The sequence below is a fragment of the Streptomyces sp. NPDC002623 genome (genome assembly GCF_053592635.1).
In genome coordinates this window covers 96,196-115,271 of the sequence record NZ_JBSFWB010000024.1, presented here as the reverse complement: position 1 = coordinate 115,271, position 19,076 = coordinate 96,196, and the positions used below count along the sequence as shown (strand labels likewise).

Annotated in this window: 9 protein-coding genes; 2 read left to right on the top strand and 7 right to left on the bottom strand. The window is 74.9% G+C overall.

Annotated elements, in window-relative coordinates:
* Positions 1–9: 9 nt before the first annotated feature.
* Positions 10–1,722 carry a thiamine pyrophosphate-dependent enzyme gene (locus tag ACWD4O_RS34660; RefSeq protein WP_451286062.1) on the top strand — a complete coding sequence of 571 codons (1,713 nt, stop codon included), beginning with the start codon at positions 10–12 and terminating at the stop codon, positions 1,720–1,722.
* Positions 1,723–1,827: 105 nt separating this feature from the next.
* Entirely contained in the window at positions 1,828–2,898 is a 1,071-nt protein-coding gene (locus ACWD4O_RS34655) for an Ldh family oxidoreductase (RefSeq protein ID WP_451286060.1), read from the top strand.
* Positions 2,899–2,984: 86 nt separating this feature from the next.
* On the opposite strand, the gene ACWD4O_RS34650 is transcribed toward ACWD4O_RS34655, so the two are convergent.
* The 7 genes from ACWD4O_RS34650 to ACWD4O_RS34620 form a co-directional block, all read right to left on the bottom strand.
* Positions 2,985–3,929 (bottom strand): alpha/beta hydrolase, encoded by a 945-nt coding sequence (locus ACWD4O_RS34650; RefSeq protein ID WP_451286058.1) that lies wholly within the window; start codon positions 3,927–3,929, stop codon positions 2,985–2,987.
* Between the two features lie 100 nt (positions 3,930–4,029).
* Positions 4,030–5,097, bottom strand: coding sequence for a class I SAM-dependent methyltransferase (locus ACWD4O_RS34645; protein ID WP_451286057.1), 1,068 nt, complete (start codon positions 5,095–5,097; stop codon positions 4,030–4,032).
* Complete coding sequence (locus ACWD4O_RS34640; protein WP_451286055.1) at positions 5,094–6,302, bottom strand: glycosyltransferase; 1,209 nt, start codon at positions 6,300–6,302, stop codon at positions 5,094–5,096. Before ACWD4O_RS34640 ends, ACWD4O_RS34645 begins: the two co-directional genes overlap by 4 nt.
* Positions 6,299–7,114 carry an alpha/beta fold hydrolase gene (locus tag ACWD4O_RS34635; RefSeq protein WP_451286053.1) on the bottom strand — a complete coding sequence of 272 codons (816 nt, stop codon included), beginning with the start codon at positions 7,112–7,114 and terminating at the stop codon, positions 6,299–6,301. Before ACWD4O_RS34635 ends, ACWD4O_RS34640 begins: the two co-directional genes overlap by 4 nt.
* A gap of 3 nt (positions 7,115–7,117) precedes the next feature.
* A complete protein-coding gene (locus ACWD4O_RS34630; protein WP_451286051.1) occupies positions 7,118–7,444 on the bottom strand; it encodes an acyl carrier protein in 327 nt (108 codons plus the stop codon).
* Positions 7,441–11,904 carry a beta-ketoacyl synthase N-terminal-like domain-containing protein gene (locus tag ACWD4O_RS34625; RefSeq protein WP_451286049.1) on the bottom strand — a complete coding sequence of 1,488 codons (4,464 nt, stop codon included), beginning with the start codon at positions 11,902–11,904 and terminating at the stop codon, positions 7,441–7,443. The genes ACWD4O_RS34630 and ACWD4O_RS34625 overlap by 4 nt, the downstream gene beginning before the upstream one ends.
* An 8-nt stretch (positions 11,905–11,912) precedes the next feature.
* Positions 11,913–18,899 (bottom strand): SDR family oxidoreductase, encoded by a 6,987-nt coding sequence (locus tag ACWD4O_RS34620; RefSeq protein ID WP_451286047.1) that lies wholly within the window; start codon positions 18,897–18,899, stop codon positions 11,913–11,915.
* Between the last annotated feature and the right edge of the window lie 177 nt (positions 18,900–19,076).

Here is a 19,076-nt window from a genome sequence, read left to right as displayed (position 1 = left end):
ACACCAGAGATGACGGACAGCACCCACGCGCCCGGCCGTGACGGCGGTGATGCCTTCGTAGCCGCCTTCAACGCCGTCGGCGCGGACTACCTCTTCTGCTCATCGGGGTCCGAGTGGGCCCCGGTGTGGGAGTCCCTGGCCCGGCGCCACCGCGACGGCGAGCCCGCGCCGCGCTATCTCGACCTGACCCACGAGACCGTCGCCGTCGGCATGGCCACCGGCTACGGCCTGGTCGAGCGCCGCCCGCAGGGCGTGCTGCTGCACGCGGCCCCCGGTCTGCTCCAGGGCTCGATGGCCGTCCACGGGGCACTGCTCGCGGGCGTCCCCATGGTGGTCTCCTCCTCGGAGTCGACCACCTACGGCGACGGCCCGGGACAGGACCCGGGCGGCCAGTGGTACCGCAACCTGTCCATCGTGGGCGGCCCGCACGGCGTCGCGGGGCCGTTCACCAAGTGGGCCAACGAGGCCGCGAGCGTGCACACCCTGCCCACGATGATCACGCGGGCGGCGGAGCTGGCCCGGCGGGCGCCCGCGGGACCGGCGTACCTCAACATCCCGCTGGAGATCCTCCTGGAGGACTGGGACGGCCGCGAGGCCAAGCCCGTCGTGCCGCCGGGCTCCACGCACAGCTCGCCCGAGGAGGTCGACCCGGTCGCACAGCTGATCCGGGAGGCCCGCAACCCGGTCGTCGTGACCGAGACGGCCGGCCGCGAGGCGGGCGGCTTCGAGGCCCTCGTCGCCTTCGCCGAGGCGTGGAGCATCCCGGTCGTCGAGCCCGACTCGGCCGTCTGCGGCAACTTCCCGCGCACCCACCCGCTGCACGCCGGCAGCGACATCGGGCCATGGATGGACGAGGCCGACCTCATCCTCCTGGTCAACTGCCGCGCCCCCTTCTACCCGCCGTCGCGTCGCCCCGCCAAGGCGCAGATCGTCGTCATCGACCAGGTGCCGCAGCGCCCGCACGTCGTCTACCAAGTCCTGTTCGCGGACCGGTACTTGGAGGGTGACGTCGCCAACACCCTGCGCCAGCTGACCAAGCGGGCGAAGGACCTCGACGAGAGCGCCGTGGCGGTCCGCCGGGCGGCGCAGCAGGAGCGGCACGCCGCCGAACAGGCCGCGATCGCCGCCGCCGAGGCGAAGGCCGCCGCCCGGCCGGACGGCATCGACCCGGTCCTGGTCGCCGCCACCCTGCGCAGGCTGCTCGACGGACGTGACGGCATCGTCGTCGACGAGACCATCACCCACAGCCGGACCGTCAGACGCCATGTCCGCACCGACGCCCCCGACTCGTACTTCTATGTGCAGGGCGGCCTCGGCCAGGGCATCGCGGTCGCCCTCGGCGTCAAACTCGCCGCGCGGGACCGGCCGGTGGTGCTCACGATCGGCGACGGCGCGTTCACCTACAACCCGGTCATCCCGTCGTACGACGCGAGCGCCTCCTATCAACTACCGCTGCTGATCGTGGTGTTCAACAACCGTGTCTACAAGTCCATGAACCTCAACCACCGCAGGTTCTACCCCGAGGGCGCTGCCGCCGAGACGGGGGAGTGGCTCGGCACCGATCTGCACCGGCTGCCCCGACTCGCCTCGTTCGCCGAGGCGTTCGGGATGCATACGGAGACCGTCGACGCGCCGGACGCTTTGGCGCCCGCGCTGGAGAGAGCCCTCAAAGCGGTTGGTGAGGGCACTACTGCTGTCGTCGATGTGCTCGTCGATCGCTGAGCGCCCTGCCGGACATGTCGTCTACACACTGCGGGCCGTCCGTGGCTGGTCGCGCAGTTCCCCGCGCCCCTTTCGGGGCGCTGCAACCCAGGAGGTCTCGTCATCATGTCCGCCACACCCCCCAAAGTCCTGGTGCCTGCAGAGGAGCTGCGTTCTTTTTCCGCCGCCCTCCTGGAGAAGGGCGGTCTGCGTGCCGAGCACGCCCGCGTCACCGCCGACGTGTTCGTGTGGGCGGCTCTGCGGGGTGTCGACTCGCACGGGATCGCCCGGGTTCCCGCCTACCTGGATCTGCTCGCCAAGGGCGTCGCCAATGCGCAGGCCGAGATCAAGGTCGAGTCGACGACCCCCGCCGCCGCCGTCCTCGACGCCGACCGCGCCCCCGGTCCGGTGGCGCTGAGCGCGGCCGCCGAGGAGGCGGTACGGCGGGCCAGGGCGACCGGCATCGCCTCCGTCGGGGTCCGGCGCACCGTGCACACCGGCGCCATCGGCTACTACGTGTCGAAGATCGCCGAACAGGGCATGGTCGGCCTCGGGTTCGTCGCCGGGATGCCGAACATGGGGTACACAGGCGTCAAGGGCGCGGCGGTCGCCACCAGCCCGCTCGCCATCGCCGTACCGACCGCCCGATCGTCGGCGCACGCCCCGCTGCTGCTCGACATGGCCACCGCCACCATCGCCCTCGGCAAGATCCGCCAGGCGAAGGCGAGCGGCACGCCGCTGCCGGAGGGCGCGGCCGCCACCGAGGACGGCACCCCGACCACCGACCCGGAGAAGGCGGTCATGCCGCTGCCGCTGGGCGGGGTGAAGGGCTCGGGCATGTCGCTGGCCTTCGAGCTGCTGACCAGCGTGCTGGTCGGCGCGCCCATCTTCGCCCCGTTCCACTCGGACGACCCGGCCGGCCGTGCGCACCGGCAGAACGCGCTGCTCATCGCCGTCGACCCGGCGGCCTTCGGGGGCGCGGACGCGTTCGCCGAGGCCGTCGACGCCACCCTGGACACACTCAAGGGCCTGCCGGTCGCGGACGACGCCGAGGGCGTGTTCTACCCCGGCGAGCGCAGCGCCGCCGTGGCCGGCGGACGGGGCGAGAAGGGCATCCCGGTGGCGCCGAAGGTGTGGCGCGACCTCGCCGAGCGCGCCGAGAAGCTGGGCGTCGCCCTCCCGGCAGCGGCCGGATAGAGGACTGACGCCGAGGACGCCGAGGGGGCCGAGGGGCCGGGGGAGGGGGGCCGGGGGAGGGGGGAGGTTCCGCCTCTCCCGGCCCTTCAGGAGGCGGCCGCGGCGGTCGCCTGTCTGATGTGACGGGCGATCAGGGCGTAGGTGGCGCGGGCCCGTTCGTCGTCCTTGGTGTCGTAGCCGTGGTCCGCGCCGCCGACCTCGTGGTGCTCGACGAGGGCGCCGGCCGTGCCGAGGCGCTCGGCGTACCGCGCCGCCTCGTTCCTGAGCAGGTCGTACTCGGCGGTGATCACCAGCGCCGGGGCGATGCCCTTGAGGTCGGCGGTGTCCGCGGCCCCCGCGGGCGAGACGAGCCGGTGGGCGCGCTCGCGAGGGTCGGGCACATAGGAGGTGTCGAAGATCTCCCCCATCCACGGCCGCAGCATGGGCTTGGCGACGGCCGCCTTCTTGGCCTTCGCGGCGGTCGCGAGGTCCAGCGGCGGGTAGTGCAGCACCTGGAGTGCCATCGTGGGGCCGCCCTGCTCCAGCGACTGCCGGGCCACGGCCGCGGTGAGCCCGCCGCCGGCGCTCTGCCCGCCCACGGTGAGCCGCCCGCCGTCCCAGCCGTGCTCCGCGCCGTGCTCGGCCACCCAGCGGACGACGTCGTACGCCTGGGTGGTCGGCGCCGGGAACGGGTGCTGCGGGGCGACGACGTACTTGACGTTGACGACGACCACGCCCGCCTCGACGGCGAGGAACCGGCACAGCGCGTCGTCCACCTCCGGCATCGACATGACGTAGCCGCCGCCGTGGAAGTTGACGTGCACGGGCGGGCGCGTCGCCGTCCCGGCCGGCGGCGCGTACACCGTGACCGGGGCCGGGGCGACGGAGGTCGGGACCGTCAACTCGCTGACATCGCGCGGGTATTCGGGGAAGCGGGCCTGCCAGGCGGCCGGTGAGCCGGGGCCGCCGGAGCGTCGGCCCGCCAGCCCGGTCAGGCCCTGCATCGTCTTGGCGGCGAGGGCGGCCACCCCCGGTCGGGCCAGGATGGACATACGCGTTCCGTTCGTCGAGCCGTACCGGCGATCGCCAGGATTCCTGATGATGGGAACGGGGCGAAGCTAGCACGGCGCGACCCGGATGCGCACCCACGCGTCACTCGCGCCGGGCCACGATCCGATAGGCGTTGGACACGCCCAGCCGGTGCGACAGCGGCCGCACCGCGAACCGGTCGAGCAGAGTGCCCACGATCAGCGCCGGAATCCCGGCGAGCAGCAGCGCTCCGCGCACCGTGCGGCGCAGCGCGTTCGGCGGCTCGGGCAGCCACGGCGCGTCCTCGCGCGGCGCCGCGTGGTCCAGCGCCAGCCAGACGGCGGCCAGCAGATCGACCGGGTCGTGCGGTTCGGCGTGCTGCTCCGCCACCACGGTGAAGCCCAGCTGCGAGAGCCGTTCGCGCAGGTTGGCCACCGGCACGAAGTGCAGGTGCTGCGGCTGCAGCCAGGGTAGCCACCAGCGGCCCAGGAGCCGGGCGTATCGGCTCTCGGGGTCCGGCACCTCGATGAGGAGATGGCCGCCGGGTCGTACCGTCTCGCGTGCGGCGCGCAGTTCCCGGTCGGGGTCGGTGCTGTGCTCCAGGTAGTGGAACATGCTCACCACGTCGTAACGGGCGGCCAGTTCGGGCGCGAGGTCGGGGAAAGCGCCCCGGTAACCGTGCGCCACCCGGCCCTCCTGCTCGGCGAGTTCGACGCCGTCGGTGAAGTCGAGACCGTCGAACGTGGTGTCGGGCAGCACCTCCTGGGCGGTCGCGCAGAAGTGACCGTGCCCGGTGCCGACGTCCAGCCAGGCCTTCGGCGTGGGGTCGTGCGGCAGCATCGACGCGGCCCGTCCCCGGTACATCTTCGTACGGCCCCCGAAGGTGTCGCCGAGCTTCTTCTCGCCCAGCCCGTCGTAGAAGTCCCGGTAGTAGAACTCCAGTCCCTCCGCGCTCAGTCGAGGGTTCTGGAAGGTGTGACCGCAGCCCCCGCACCGGTCGAGGACGAAGCGGCCCGGCTTGTGCTGGAGCAGGTCGGTGGTGCGCAGCCGGGTGGACAGCTCCGACGATCCGCACCAGGGGCAGTCGGTGCGCCGCGGCTCGAAGAGGCGGTCCGGGCCGGCGGCGATGTCCGCCTGGTAGCCGGGCCGCAGCTCGGCGATCCGCTCGGCGGGCTCGGTCTCGTCGCTCATCTGAACTCCCTGGCCAGTTCGTCGAGTTGGTCCGCCGCGGCGGGGGCGCCGCCCGCGGCGCGGAACGCCTTGCGGATCCGGTCGGCCGCGACCCGGTAGCCGGGGTCGTCCAGGACGGCGTCGATCGCCGCGCCCACCTGCCGTGCGCCGGCCCGGCCGAACCGCACCCGCACCCCGGCCCCGGCCTGCGCGACCTGCCCGGCGACCACCGGCTGGTCGTCGCGGATGGGGGCCACCACGAGCGGCGTCCCGTGCCACAGCGCCTCGCACACGCTGTTGTGCCCGGCATGGCAGACGACCGCCCCGACACCCCTTTCCAGCAGGGCGAGTTGGGGCACCGACGGCACGATGAGCACGTCCTTGTCGTCCTTGCCCCTGTCCTCGCCCCGGGCCGGCTCCAGCGTGCCGCCGGGGTCGACGATCACTGCCTGCACCCGGTCGGCCCGCTCCCGCAGCGCACTTCGGCACACGTCGAGGAACCGGCCGCCGACGTCGGTGTTGGCCGTTCCGAGCGTGACCAGCACGGTCGCGCGGCCGGTGTCGCCGGGCGCCCCGCCGCGGGCGTCGAGCCACTCCCAGGGAAAGTCGGACGCGGCCGGGCGGGCGGTGATCGACGGCCCCACCCAGCGGACCCCCTCGCGGGAGTCGCCCGCCAACTCCGGTGTGCTGAAGGCCAGGACGAGATGCGGTGAGAAGCGGGGGTCGGCGGCGCCCGCCGGATCCCCGACGGCGGCCCGCAGCCCGGCCAGTCGCTCCTCCAGCCACTGCCCGACCTTGGGCAGCCCGGCGAGGGGGTCGGTGAACTCGGCCGACGTGGTCGCCGAGGTCGCCCACGGCAGCCCCAGCCGCTCCGCGACCAGCGCACCGGCGAAGGCCTGCTGGTCGGCGACGACGACGTCCGGCCGGAACGCCTCGACGGCCGTCCGCACCCCCGGCGCCATCGCCTCGGCCAGCGGCAGCAGGTACCACTCCCACAGGAACTTCAGCGCTTCCGGGCCGCGCAGTTCGGCGGGCCGCTCGCCCGGGGCAGCCCCGGCGCACGCGAAGACCGCCCCGGCCGCGGAACCCGCCAGCCGCAGGACCAGCTCCGGGTCGGGGCACGCCCACGCCACCAGGTGTCCCCGCGCCGTGAGTTCGGCGGCGACGCCGACCGTCGGGTTGATGTGACCCACCAACGGCGGTACGACGAACAGGAATCGGCTCACCCGGCCGCCTCCGCCGCGACCCGGCCGGCCCCGTCGACGAGGGACAGGATGTGCCCGCCGACCGTCCCCGAGGCCTCCACCAGGACCGAGTGCTCGTGCCCCGGGATCACCACGGTCCGGCAGTCCGGCAGCACCGCCTCCAGCCAGGGCGCCAGCCCGGCCAGGTCGGAGTCACCGCCGTACAGGCCGAGCACCGGGCAGCGCACGGCGGAGATCTGATCCTCCGTCAGCACCCGGCTGGCCGGGATGTCCCGTCCGAGGGTGGTCTCCCGGGCGAGCCGGGCCGCGCCCTTGGCCAGGCGCGCGGTGTTCTGACCGCGGTTGGCGGTGATCCAGCGGATCGCGTCGGCCTCGTTGTGCGCGAGCTGGGTCACCACACGGTCCAGGATCCCGCCGAGCTTCACCGCCCAGGCGGCGGTGGCCGGTTCGGACTCGATGAGGCTGACGCTCGCCGCCCGCCCCGGATGCCGGGCCGCGTAGCCGAACGCGACCGTGCCGCCGTAGGAGTTGCCGACCAGGTGCACCGGGCCGGTCACCGCCAGCCGGTCGAGCAGGGCGGCCAGGTCGTCGACGTTGTCGTCCAACGTGTAGCCCTCGGCGGGTCGTTCACTGCGTCCGTGGCCGCGCAGGTCGTACATGACGACGTCGAGGCCGGCCGCCGCGAACGCGGGCGCGACGGTGAAGTAGTAGCTGGCCAGGCTGTCGGTGAGCAGACCGTGCACCAGCACCACGGTGGCGGTGGCCGGCCGGCCCTCCCGGGGGCCGAGCCGCTGAACGTGCAACCGGACCGCGCCGGCGTCGACCATCGCCATGACTCAGCTCGCCTCCGCGGCCTTCAGGCTCGTCACGACGTACTCGACGAGCCGTCCGACGGTCAGCTCGATGATCTCGTCGAACTCCATGCCGGCCAGGAACTCGGCGAAGTTGACCCGGTCGCCGTACCGCTCCTGGAGCAGACCGGCCAGGGTGACCAGGTCGATGCTCTCCAGCTCCAGATCGCGGTTGAAGGTCGTCCGCATGCCGATCTCGACGTCGTCGAGGCCGTACTCGTCCTCCAGGAGCCGCGCGAGCATGCCGGTGAGATCGGCGAGGACGGACTCCTGGTCGGCGGCGACCGGGGTGTGGGGGGTGGGAGAGGTCATCGGGCGTCGTGCTCCTTCGTGGTCGGGTGTTCCGTCGTCCATGCCACTACGTAGGCGCGGTCCGGCAGCCGGGGCGGGTTGGCGGCCGGTGCGCAGTGCACGGCGTAGGCGCGTTCCAGGCGGCCCGACACGGTCAGCCGGTCGCCGGACGGCGCCGCGTCCAGCACGGCGAAGTCCCGTGGCCTGCCGCCGAATCCGGTGCCCTCCGCCTTGGCGACGGCCTCCTTCGCCGTCCAGAAGCGGGTGAACCACAGGGCCTCGGAGTCGCCGGTGTCCGCCGACAGCCGGTGCAGCAGCCGCAGTTCTTCGGGGCCGAGGGCGGTGGCCAGGGTCTCCGGGGTGCGGTCGACGACCTCCTCGATGTCGATCCCCGGACCGGGACCCGGGGTGTGCGGCCGGACGATCGCCGCGCCCGCCTCCGCGCAGTGCGCCAACGACACGTCCAGCGCGGGCAGTTCACGGCCGTGCACGCCGGTGACGTACGGGCGGCCCGTCTCGTCGTTGCGCACCCGCAGCTCCGCCGGGAAGACCGGGCCCTCGCCCTGGTCCCAAAGCCACTGCCGTACGGCGTCCTTGACCGCGATCCGGCCCAGCAGCCACTGCCGACGTCCGCGCGGCGCATGCTGCGCGTACTCCGAACGCTCCACTCCGCCGAGGGAGTTGCGCATGATCAGCTCACGGGAGGCCAGATCCGGCCAGCGCTCGTGCAGCAGCTGCCAGCCGCCCGGCCGGGACTCGGACAGCGTGTGGCGATCGGGGAAGCGCTCGACGGGTCGGGTCTTGGGATCGTTGTCGAAGCGACGGTCCTGCCAGCCGTACAGCTCCGCCCACACCGCGCCCCCGACCGTGAGCTGAACGTCGGCCTCCAGGAACGCGTCGGTGAGCGAGGTGATCCGCACCAGGCAGCCCACCTCGGTCCCCGGCGCCGGATGCGGCCCGTGGAAGCGCATCTCCCGCATCCCGACCGGGAACACCACGGTCCGCTCCGTACGGGTCGCCATGATCCAGTAGCCGAGGATCTGGCCGACGTTGTCCAGCAGCGCGCCGGGCGCGGGCGGGGTGGTGATGACCCCGCGGACGTGCCGGTCGCCGATCGCGGTGAGTTCCGTGACGCCCTGGAACGCCGGGCCGTGGAACATCCAGCGCTCGTCGTAGAGCTGGGCGGCGGTGTGGTCGGGGGTGCCTTCGGTCGCCGGATCGGTGGTCCAGGGGGCGGGGGACGGGGTGGGGTGGGCGGCGGCGAGCTCCACCGTGGCGCGGGCCCGGGGGCCGAACGAGACGGCCATGCGATCCGGGCCCTCGGGGGTCGCCGTCACCGGCACGTCGACGGCCGGGGTGGCGGTGAGCCACTCCTCGAACCGGGCCCCGTGCACGGCGACCGGCACGGTGCCGGGGGCCGCCGCGCAGGCCGTGTCCACGATGTGCTGCACGATCGTCGTCGCCGGGACCACCGGCCACCGGTCGGCGACGTCCGGCCAGCCGGGGCGTTGGGGGTAGAAGCAGTGGTCCATGAGGTACGGCATGGTGTCGGGGGAGACATGGACGGTGCTGCGGCGCGGGGCGAGCGGGGCCGGCCGGGCCGGGGCGTTCAGCAGGGCCGCGGCCGTGTCAGCCGTCTCCCGCAGCAGCGCGTTCAACTCGGCCGCCATCGGGGAGCGTTCGACGAGCGCGTCCAGTGGCGAAGGGCCGCCGGCGGCGGGGCGAGGGCGCAGCCCACTGCGCAGTTCGGCCAGCCTCTCCGGCGGCAGCGACACCAGCGCGCCGCCCAGGTCCAGCCGAACGGGCGGTCGTTGCGCCTTGGCCGCGGTGGCGGAGGCCAGGGCCGGCGCCACCGCCGCTCCCGCCGTCCACAACGCGGCCGCCGCCCGGCGCAGTTGGGCGAGGCCCGTGCGGTGAGGGGAGTTGGCGGCGACCACCAGGTGGTCCTGGTCGCCCAGGGTGTCGCCGACCAGGGAGCCGAGCTGCCCGGGCCCGACCTGGACGTACACCCGGTGACCGGCCGCGTACAGGGCCTCGGCCAGCTGCCGGAAGCGGACGGGTTCCAGCAGGTGCCGCACGAACAGCGCCCGTATCCCCGCCTCGTCCGCGGGGAACGGCGCGGCGGTCGTCCCGGACCAGACCGGGGTGTGCGGTTCGTGCAGCCGGAACCGGCGGGCGGCCTCCTCGATCGGGCCGAGATGGGGGCGCAGCATCGGCGTGTGGAAGCCGGACCGGAACGGCAGCACCTGGCTGAGCACGCCCTGCGCGCGAAAGGCCCGCACGAAGGTCTCCACCGCCGCCTCGGGGCCGCACACCATCGACTGGCCGGGCGCGTTGTCGTGGGAGAGCACGAGGCCGGCCGCGGTGCCGCCCTCGTCGCGCAGGGCGGCCAGGACGCGCTCGGCGGACGCGCCGATCGCGCCGAAGGCCAGCCCGGGGACCGTCACCGAGTCCGGGTCGAAGCCGGCCATGAACGCGTCGACCTCGTCCCCGGCGTACATCCCGGCCGTCGCCATCGCCGTCCACTCGCCCACGCTGTGTCCGGCGACCGCGTCCGGCACGATCCCGCTGCGGCGCAGCGCCGTGTCGAGGAGGCGGCCCACGGCGACGACACCGAAGCCGTGCCGGCCGACGTCGCCCGCCCGGCCCGCGTCGACCGCGAGGGCGGGCAGGCCGAAGTGGGCGGCCACGTCGTCGACCTGAGGAGTGAAGTCGCCCTCCAGGCCGGGGAACAGGAACGCGAGGCCGCCCCGACCGGCGCCCAGGAGGGGGCTCGGCCTGAACCAGACGTCGCTGCGGCCGTGCCAGGCGCGCTGCTTGGCGACCGCGCGGCGGGCCAGGGCGAGCCGCTTGGCGGTCGGGTCGACGATGCCGAGGCGGGCCGGGCCGGCCTCCGGGTGCGGGTGGGCGGCGTCGAGTCCGGCGGCCCGCACGGCGCTGTCGTCGGCGTCCAGGAGGGTGGCGAGGCGCGCGGGGGAGTCGGCGGCGAGCAGCAACACCCGCTCGGGTTCGGCGACTTCCAGAGCCGGGGACTTGGGCGTCGGCACGGCAGTGCGGACGCCGCGTGCGCCCGGCGCCTCCTCCAGCACCACATGGGCGTTGATCCCGCCGAACCCGAACGCGTTCACGGCGGCCCGGCGCACGGGCCGGTCCGCGCCGCTCTCCCAGTCGGCCGCCTTCTCCAGGGTGCGGAACCGGGTGCGGGCCAGGGCGGGGTGCGGGTCGTCGCAGTGCAGCGTCGGGAGCAGCGTGCGGTGGTGGACCGCGAGGGCTGCCTTGACCAGTCCGGCGACCCCGGCGGCGGGCATGGTGTGCCCGATCATCGACTTGACCGACCCCAGGACCGCGTCGTCGTCCCCGGGCCCGCCGAACACCTCGGCCAGCGTGGACAGTTCGGCGCCGTCGCCGGCCGGGGTCGCGGTGCCGTGCGCCTCCAGCAGGCCGACCGAGCCGGGCTCGGCGGGATCGAGCCCGGCCGCCCGCCACGCCTGCCGTACCGCCTGCGCCTGACCGCCGGGATCGGGGTTGACCAGCCCGGCCGCCCGGCCGTCGCTCGCCACGCCGGTGCCCCGGATCACGGCGTAGATCCGGTCGCCGTCGCGCTCGGCGTCGGCCAGTCGCTTGAGGACGACGACGCCCGTCCCCTCGCCGATCAGGATGCCGTCGGCGTCCCGGTGGAAGGGGCGGATGCGCTGGCTGGGGGAGAGCGCGCGGAGCTGGGAGAACACGCTCCACAGCGTGATGTCGTGGCAGTGGTGGACGCCCCCGGCGAGCATCAGGTCGCAGCGCCCGGAGGCGAGTTCGCCCACCGCCTGGTCCACCGCGACCAGCGAGGAGGCGCAGGCCGCGTCCACGGTGTACGCGGGGCCCCGCAGGTCGAGCCGGTTGGCGACCCGGGACGCGGCGAGGTTGGGCACCAGACCGATCGCCGACTCGGGGCTGTCCGGACCGAGCCGCTCGGTGAACGCCGTGCGCACCCGGTCGAGTTGGTCACCGGTCAGGTCGGGCAGCAACTCGCCCAGGGTACGCACGAGTTGGCCCGCGGTGCGGACCCGCTGGTCGAGTCGGACCAGACCGGGGGTGAGGTAGCCGCCCCGGCCGAGGACGACGCCGACCCGCCCTCGGTCGGGGAGACGGTCCATGCCCCCGGCGTCCTCGACGGCGGCCGCGGCCACGTGCAGGGCGATGAGCTGGTCGGGCTCGGTCCCGGCCACCGAGTTCGGCATGATCCCGAACCGGGTGACCTCCACCTCCGCCAGCCCGTCCACGAACCCGCCCCGCCGCGCGTACACCCGGTCGGCGACGGCCGGTTCGGACGCGGTGCCGGGACGGTAGAACTCGGCGTCCCAACGGTCGTCCGGCACCTCGCCGATCGCGTCCACGCCGTCGCGCAGGTTCCGCCAGTAGGCGTCCAGATCGGCGGCGCCCGGCAGCAGCACCGCCATCCCGACGATGGCGACCGGGGTCTGACGTGCCGTCACCGGTGCGTTCACCAGCCCGAGGCGGTGTAGACGACGGCGGTGGCGGACTCCTCGCCCCAGGCCAGCTCCCGCAGCAGTGCCGCGGTGCCCTCCTCGGGGTCGATCAGCCGGATGCCGCGGCGGGCGTACTCGCGGGCCAGCTCCACGCCGACCATGCCGGAGTGCGCGGCCGAGGGCGCCCACGGGCCCCAGTGCACGGTCACCGCACGGCGCCCGGTGCGGGCGGCGAAGGCCGCGCCGAGGGTCTCCAGCGCGTCGTTGGCGGCCGCGTAGTCCACCTGGCCCCGGTTGCCCAGGACGGCCGAGATCGAGCCGAACAGCACGGTGAACGCGGGCGCCGCGGGCAGTTCCTCCAGCGCGGTGAGCAGGGCGTCGGCGCCGGTCGCCTTCGTGCCGTAGACCCGCTGGAAGGACTCGGCGCTCTTCTCGGCGACGAGCCGGTCCTCGATCACCCCGGCCGCGTGCACCACGCCGTCGAGCCGGCCGTGCTCGGCGTGGATCTCCTTCACCGCCTGGAGCACCGCCGCGGGCTCCCGGAAGTCGACCGAGCGGTACCGGGCCCGGCTGCCGAGTGCGGTGAGTTCGGCCAGGGTGGCGGTGATCTCCCGCTGGGCCAGCAGGAGTTCGGCCGCCCGGTTGATCTCCGCGGGCTTCATGCCGCCGCGGGCGGCGAGGGCCGCGCGCAGATCGGCCGGGGTGCGCGCGGCCGCGGTGTCCGCGTCCTCGGGACCCTCCGGCGCCGGTGTGCGGCCGAGCAGCTCCAGACGGCAGCGGGAGGCGGCGGCGAGCGCGACGGCGAACTGTGCGGTGATGCCCCGCGCCCCGCCGGCCAGCAGCACCACCGAGTCCTGGTCGAGGCCGAGCGCGGCCGCCTCCGCGGCTCCGTCCCCGGCCGGTCCGGCGCCCGTGCTGCCGAGTGCGCCCAGCGGCGCCTCGACCAGTTCGAAGCCGTGCCGGCCGGCCGCCGTGCGCAGCACGACCGGGGTGCGGTCCGGCGCGACGGCCTCGGCGACGACGGCGTCCGCGACGGCGGACGGCGAGGCGTCGGCGAGTTCGACGACCCGGGCGAACGTCTCCGGGTACTCGCGGGCCACGGTCCTGAACAGCCCGCGCAGTCCCGCGGTCCGGGCGTCGGGTGTCTCGCCGTCGGCGGCCCGCAGGGCGAGGAGCCGGCGCGGGCCGCGCGCCAGGGCCGCCTTCAGGACCGGGAACGCGTCGGGCAGGACGGGCGTGTCGTCGTCACCGGCGAGGGCCCCGAGGGACAGCACGCCGTCGACCGGCCCGTCCGCCTCCGTCAGGACGTGATCAGGGGCGCGTACGACGACGTCGGCGCCGTGGGACACCAGGCGGGCGGCGACCTCGGGGGCGTCCCCGAGGAGGATCCAGCGGGCGCCGGAGAGGACGGCGGCGGGGGCGGGCCGCTCGGCGGGTTCGTCGAGCGGGACCGGCCGCAGCACGTGCCGCCGGGGCGGTTCGCCCGTCACCTCGGGCGGGGCCTGCCGTGCGACCTCCGTGGCCGTGGGCGCGCGATCCCCGGCCGCCGGTAGTGCCGCCGGTACGGGCGCCGGTCCGCCGAGCCGGGCGGTCAGCCAGTCGGTCACCGCGGCGGCGGTGCGTGCCTTCGCCAGCTCCTCCAGCTCGTCGTCGCCCATCGAGGTCAGGTCGGCGTCGGCCCCGGCGCCGAGGCGCTTGGCCAGCTCGCCCGCGATCTCGGCCCGCTTGATGGAGTCGATGCTGAGGTCCGCCTCGAGGTCGAGGTCGGGCTCGATCATGTCGATCGGGTAGCCGGTGCGCTCGCTGATGATCTCCAGGACGACCTGCTGGACGTCGACCTGCCGGCCGTCGACCGTCCCGGCGGGTTCCGCTGCGGCGGCGGACGCCGTGGGCACCGGTTCCGGTTGTGGCGTGGGGAGTTGGGGGACCGCCTGGATCACCAGCGGCGAGACCGCGGCGGGCGAGGCGATCTGTGCGCCCGGGGCGGACCCGAAGTAGGTGAGCAGGACGTCCCGTTGGGCGGCGATCATCTCCCGGCTGGTGCGCAGGAATTCGGCGACGAGCGCGTCCCGCTGGTCGGAGGGGACGCCGTGCGGGGGGTTCGTCGTCACAGTCGTCTCCAGGGTGTGCGGGGTTTCCACGACTCGGCGGGCCGGTGCGAGCGCACCGGGCAGGAGGGCGCCGGCGGCGGTGCGGACCAGCTGCCCGTCCACCGTCCAGCCGGGCCGCTTCGGCGCGGGGGTCCGCACCGCGTCCACCGCGTCCCGGCCGCGCAGCAGCCATCCGGTGCGCACCGGCAGTCCCGCGACGGCGAGCGCGGCCAGGGCGTCGAGCCAGCCGCGCAGACCGCCGCCGGGCCGGGGCTCGCAGGCCACCGTGCGGTGCGGACGGTCGCCGAGGATCTGGCCGACCAGCCGGGTCAGCACCGACCCGGGACCGGCCTCGACGAAGACGCGGGCCCCCGCCTCGTACATGGCCTCGATCTGTTCGGCGAAGGCGACCGGGGCGCCGATCTGGGCGGCGAGCTCGGCCCGTACCGCGTCGGCGTCGGCGGGGTAGGGGGCGGCCGTGCGGTTGGACCACACCGGGAACTCGGGCGCGTGCACCGGGCGAGCGGCGAGCGCCCCGGCGAACCGGTCGCCGGCCCCGGCGACCAGCGGGCTGTGGAAGGCGCAGGCGACGGGGATGCGCTTGGCCCCGAGACCGGCCTCGCGCAGCAGCCGTACGGCCTCGGCGACTGCCTCCGACGGCCCCGAGATCACCGTCTGCTCGGGCGAGTTGCGGTTGGCGACGACGACGGAGTCCGGTGCGGACGCCGCCTTGAGCGCCTGGGTCACCTCCGCCGCGCCCGCCGAGACGGCGGCCATGGTCCCCGGATCGCCGCCCCGGTCCGAAGCGGCTTCGAGGATCGCCGTGGCCCGCTCCGAGCTCAGCTCCAGCAACGTCTCGGGCGTCAGGGCGCCGGCCGCGCAGAGGGCGACCAGCTCGCCGTAGCTGTGTCCGGCGGCCATGTCGGGGCGGATCCCGGCCGCGGTGAGCACGGCGTGGGCGGCGAGGCCCGCGATGCCGAGGGCCGGCTGTGCCACCCGGGTGTCGGTCAGCGCGGCCTGCTGCCGGCCGCGCACGGCGTCGTCGAAGGCGGCCGGCGGGTACAGGGCGTCGGCGTGGGCGCGTCCGAGCTCCAGGTAGGGGCGCAGCTCGGGGAGGGCGACGAACAGCTCGGCGAGCATGCCGGTGCGCTGGCTGCCCTGGCCGGGGAAGAGGAAGGCGACCTTGGCCTCGCCTGGGGCGTCTTCCTGTGCGGCGCGATGGACGCCCCGCGCCGCAGCGTCCTGGGCGGGATCGGTCAGTGCCCGGCGCAGCTTCTCGATCAGGTCGGCGACGTCCGTGGCCACGATCGCGAGCCGCGCCGGATCCCCGCTCGCGTCCGACCGCCGTGCCGCGGCCAGCGCCAGGTCCCGCAGCCGCCAGGGGCTGCCCTCGGCCTGCGCCGCCTTGAGGAGCTCCTCCATCGAGCGGCGGGCCGTGGCCTCGTCGCGGCCGCGGAAGACGAACAGCTCGGCCGGCCAGGCGTCCAGTCCCCGCACCGGCGGCACGCCGTCGGCGTAAGCGCTTAGCACCACATGGAAGTTGGTCCCGCCGAAGCCGAACGCGCTGACTCCCGCGACCCGTTCCTCCGCGGGCGTGGCCCAGGGGCGGGCCTCCGCATGGAAGGCGAAGGGGCTGCCGTCCGCGTCCCAGGCCGGGTTGGGGGCCTGGACGTGCAGGGTGGGCGGCCGGACGCCGGTGTGCAGGGCCAGCAGCGCCTTGATCAGGCCGGCCAGTCCGGCGGCGCACTTCGTGTGGCCGATCTGCGACTTCACGGAACCGATCACACAGCCGCCCGGCCGGGCCCCGGCCTCGCCGAACACCTCGCTGAGGATGCGCAGTTCGGTGCGGTCGCCGACGACCGTCCCGGTGCCGTGCGCCTCGACGAGTCCGACGTCGGCCGGGGAGACGCCCGCGTTGCGGTAGGCGCGCTCCAGGGCCGAGCGCTGGCCCTCGGGCCTGGGGGCGGTCAGTCCGAGGGAGCGGCCGTCGCTGGAGGAACCGAGGCCCTTGATGACGCCGTAGATCCGGTCGCCGTCGCGTTCGGCGTCCGCGAGCCGCTTGAGGACGACGCAGGCCACGCCCTCGCCCAGCGCGATGCCGTCCGCCGAGCCGTCGAAGGCGCGGGAGCGGCCGGTCGGCGACAGGGCGTGCACGGACGAGAAGAGGACGTAGTCGTTGATGCCGTTGTGCAGGTCGGCGCCGCCGCACAGCACCGCGTCGGAGGTGCCGCCGATCAGTTCCTTGCAGGCGACGTCCACCGCGGCCAGCGAGGAGGCGCAGGCGGCGTCGACGGTGTAGTTGGCGCCGCCGAGGTCGAGCCGGTTGGCGATCCGCCCGGAGATGACGTTGGCGAGCATGCCGGGGAAGGAGTCCTCGGTGAGCCGCGGGAGCTGGTCGTCGAGGCCCGCCGGGACCTTCCCGTAGTACGAGGGCAGCACCGCGCGCAGCGTCGCCGCGTTCGACAGGTCGCTGCCGGCCTCCGCACCGAACACCACGGAGGTGCGGGAGCGGTCGAACTCCCGGCCCCCGTCGCCGTATCCGGCGTCCTCCAGTGCCCGCCGTGCGGCCTCCAGGGCCAGCAGCTGCACCGGCTCGACGCTGCCGAGTGACGCGGGCGGGATGCCGTAGCGCAGCGGGTCGAAGGGGATGCGGGGCAGGAAGCCGCCCCACTTGGACGGGGTGGACTCGCCGTGGTGGACGGCCGGGTCCCACCGGTCGGCCGGGACCTCGCCGACCGCGTCCACGCCCCCGACGACGTTCGCCCAGAACGTGGGCAGGTCGGGCGCCTGCGGGAACATGCACGCCATGCCGACGACGGCGATGTCGAGCGGCGCGGGCGCGGCCGGCTCCCGCACCTCGTCCGGCAGTCCCAACTCGGCGGCGCGCAGGGCGAGATGCTCGTCCGCGCCCGTCGTCACGCAGTGGTGGAGCGCCGCGACCGTGGTGGTCGCCGAGCGCAGCACGGCCACCTCGCCGGCCATGAACATCCCCTCGGCGAGCTGGCGTTGCTCGTCGACGGCGGTGAGAGCGCCGTCCGCCTCCCGGGTCGTGCCCTTGCTGGCGAGGCGCAGCCGGCCCACGTTGAGCCGCTCCAGCTCCTCCCAGATCCGCCGGTCCGGGACGCCCTCGGCGCGCAACCGGGCTTCCTGGTCACGGTAGTCGGCGGCGAACGGGCTCGGCACACAGCGCGTGGCGTGCCCCGGCGCCGACTCCAGGAGCGTGGTGCGCTCGGCGTCCATGACCTGCCGCTGGAAGAGCGGCTGGATCGCGCCGTGCGCCACCGCCTCCTCGGTGAACAGGTACGCGGTGCCCATCAGCACGCCGACGGCCGCCCCGCGCGCGGTGAGCGGCGCGGCGAGCGCGGCGACCATCGCGGCCGACCGCTCGTCGTGGACGCCGCCCGCGAAGAACACCTCGACGTCGTCGGCGTCGCGGCCCGTGAAGAAGTCGTCCAGGACGGCGAGTTGGGCCTCCCAGAGCGGAAAGGAGGCACGCGGTCCGATGTGTCCGCCGCACTCCGAGCCCTCGAACACGAACCGGCGCACCCCGGCCTCCAGGAACTGCCGCAGCAGGCCCGGCGAGGGCACGTGCAGGAAGGTGCGGATGCCGTCCCGCTCCAACGCCTGCGCCTGGGACGGCCGTCCGCCCGCGATGATCGCGTGCGTCGGCCGCAGTTCTCGTACGGCGTCCAGCTGGGCCGTGCGCACGTCCTCCGGTGCGAAGCCCAGGACGCCCACGCCCCAGGGCCGGCCGGCCGCCGCGTCCCGGGTCTCGGCCAGCATCGTCCGCGTCCGCGGGCCGTCCGCCAGGGCCAGCGCCAGGAACGGCAGCGCGCCGTCCGCCGCCACCGCCGCGGCGAACGCGGGCCCGTCGCTCACCCGGGTCATCGGCCCCTGCGCGACGGGGAGCCGGGTGCCGAGCGCCCGGCTCATCGGCGACCCGGCCCGCAGCGCGCGGCCGGCCGTGTCGTCGCGCAGGGCGTGCAGAGCCGCGTCCCGCAGCCCGCGCACCGTCCGCCGGACATCGCCCCAGCGCTCGGCGAACCGGGCGGCGAGGAAGCCGTCCTGACCCACCGGGAGCAGCTGGGTACGGGGATCCTGCGCGCCCAGCAGCGCCGCCACCGCCTCCGGTCCGGCGTCCTCCGGGATCCGTGGGGCGTCCGGGCCCCGCCGCAGCAGCACGCGGTGACCGGCCAGGACGACGGTCTCCGAGCCGTCCAGGGTGCGCAGCGCCGCCGCGGACGACTCGGGCAGCGCCGACTCGGCGAGCAGCGCGAGCTGGCTGTCCAGGACGACCCCGGCCGCCCCGCCGGCCACCGCGGCGGCGGTCGTGTGCGGGCCGATGCCGCCGCACGCCCACACCGGCACGCTCACCTCGGGTGCGGCGAGAAGCTGCTGGAGCAGCACGAAGGTGCTCAGTTCGCCGATCCGGCCGCCGGACTCGGAACCCCGGGCGATCAGGCCGTGCGCCCCGGCGTGCACCGCGTCCTGCGCGCCCGGCAGGTCGGTGACCTCCACCAGGACCCGGTAGCGCGCCGCGAGTTCGGCGATCGGCCAGTGTGCCGCGGCGGCGTCTCCGGCCTCGGCGGCGTCTCCGGCCTCGGCGGCTGCCGCCGCTTCCGTCGCCCGGGTCGCCTGCGTTGCGGCCGCCGTGAGGACCACCGTTGCCGGGCCGTACGGCTCCAGGTCGGCGGGGGCGAGTCGGCAGTGTGCGCCGATCCGGACGCCGAAGGCGCCGGGCGACGCGCGGCGCAGGCGGGAGAGGGCCTCTCGGGTTCTTCGGTCGCCGGACCCGAGGTCGAGCACGCCTAACCCGCCGGCCCGGCCGACCGCCAGGGCGAGTCCGGCGTCGGGTTCGCCGAAAGGTGTGATGCCGATGATCATGTCCTCGGAACGCACAGCGGACGTCATGATTCTCCGAATCAAGGGTCAGACAGCACGGTGGGGGGTTCGGGACAGCAATGGCGGCTCACCGGATTCCGGCGGGGAGGGTCGAGGGGGGTCCACCGCGGAACGGTCGTTCTAAAGCGCGTGCTCGAAACGCGTTGAAAGGTAGTGCGCTTGTTACTCACTGGTCAACGTTCGAAC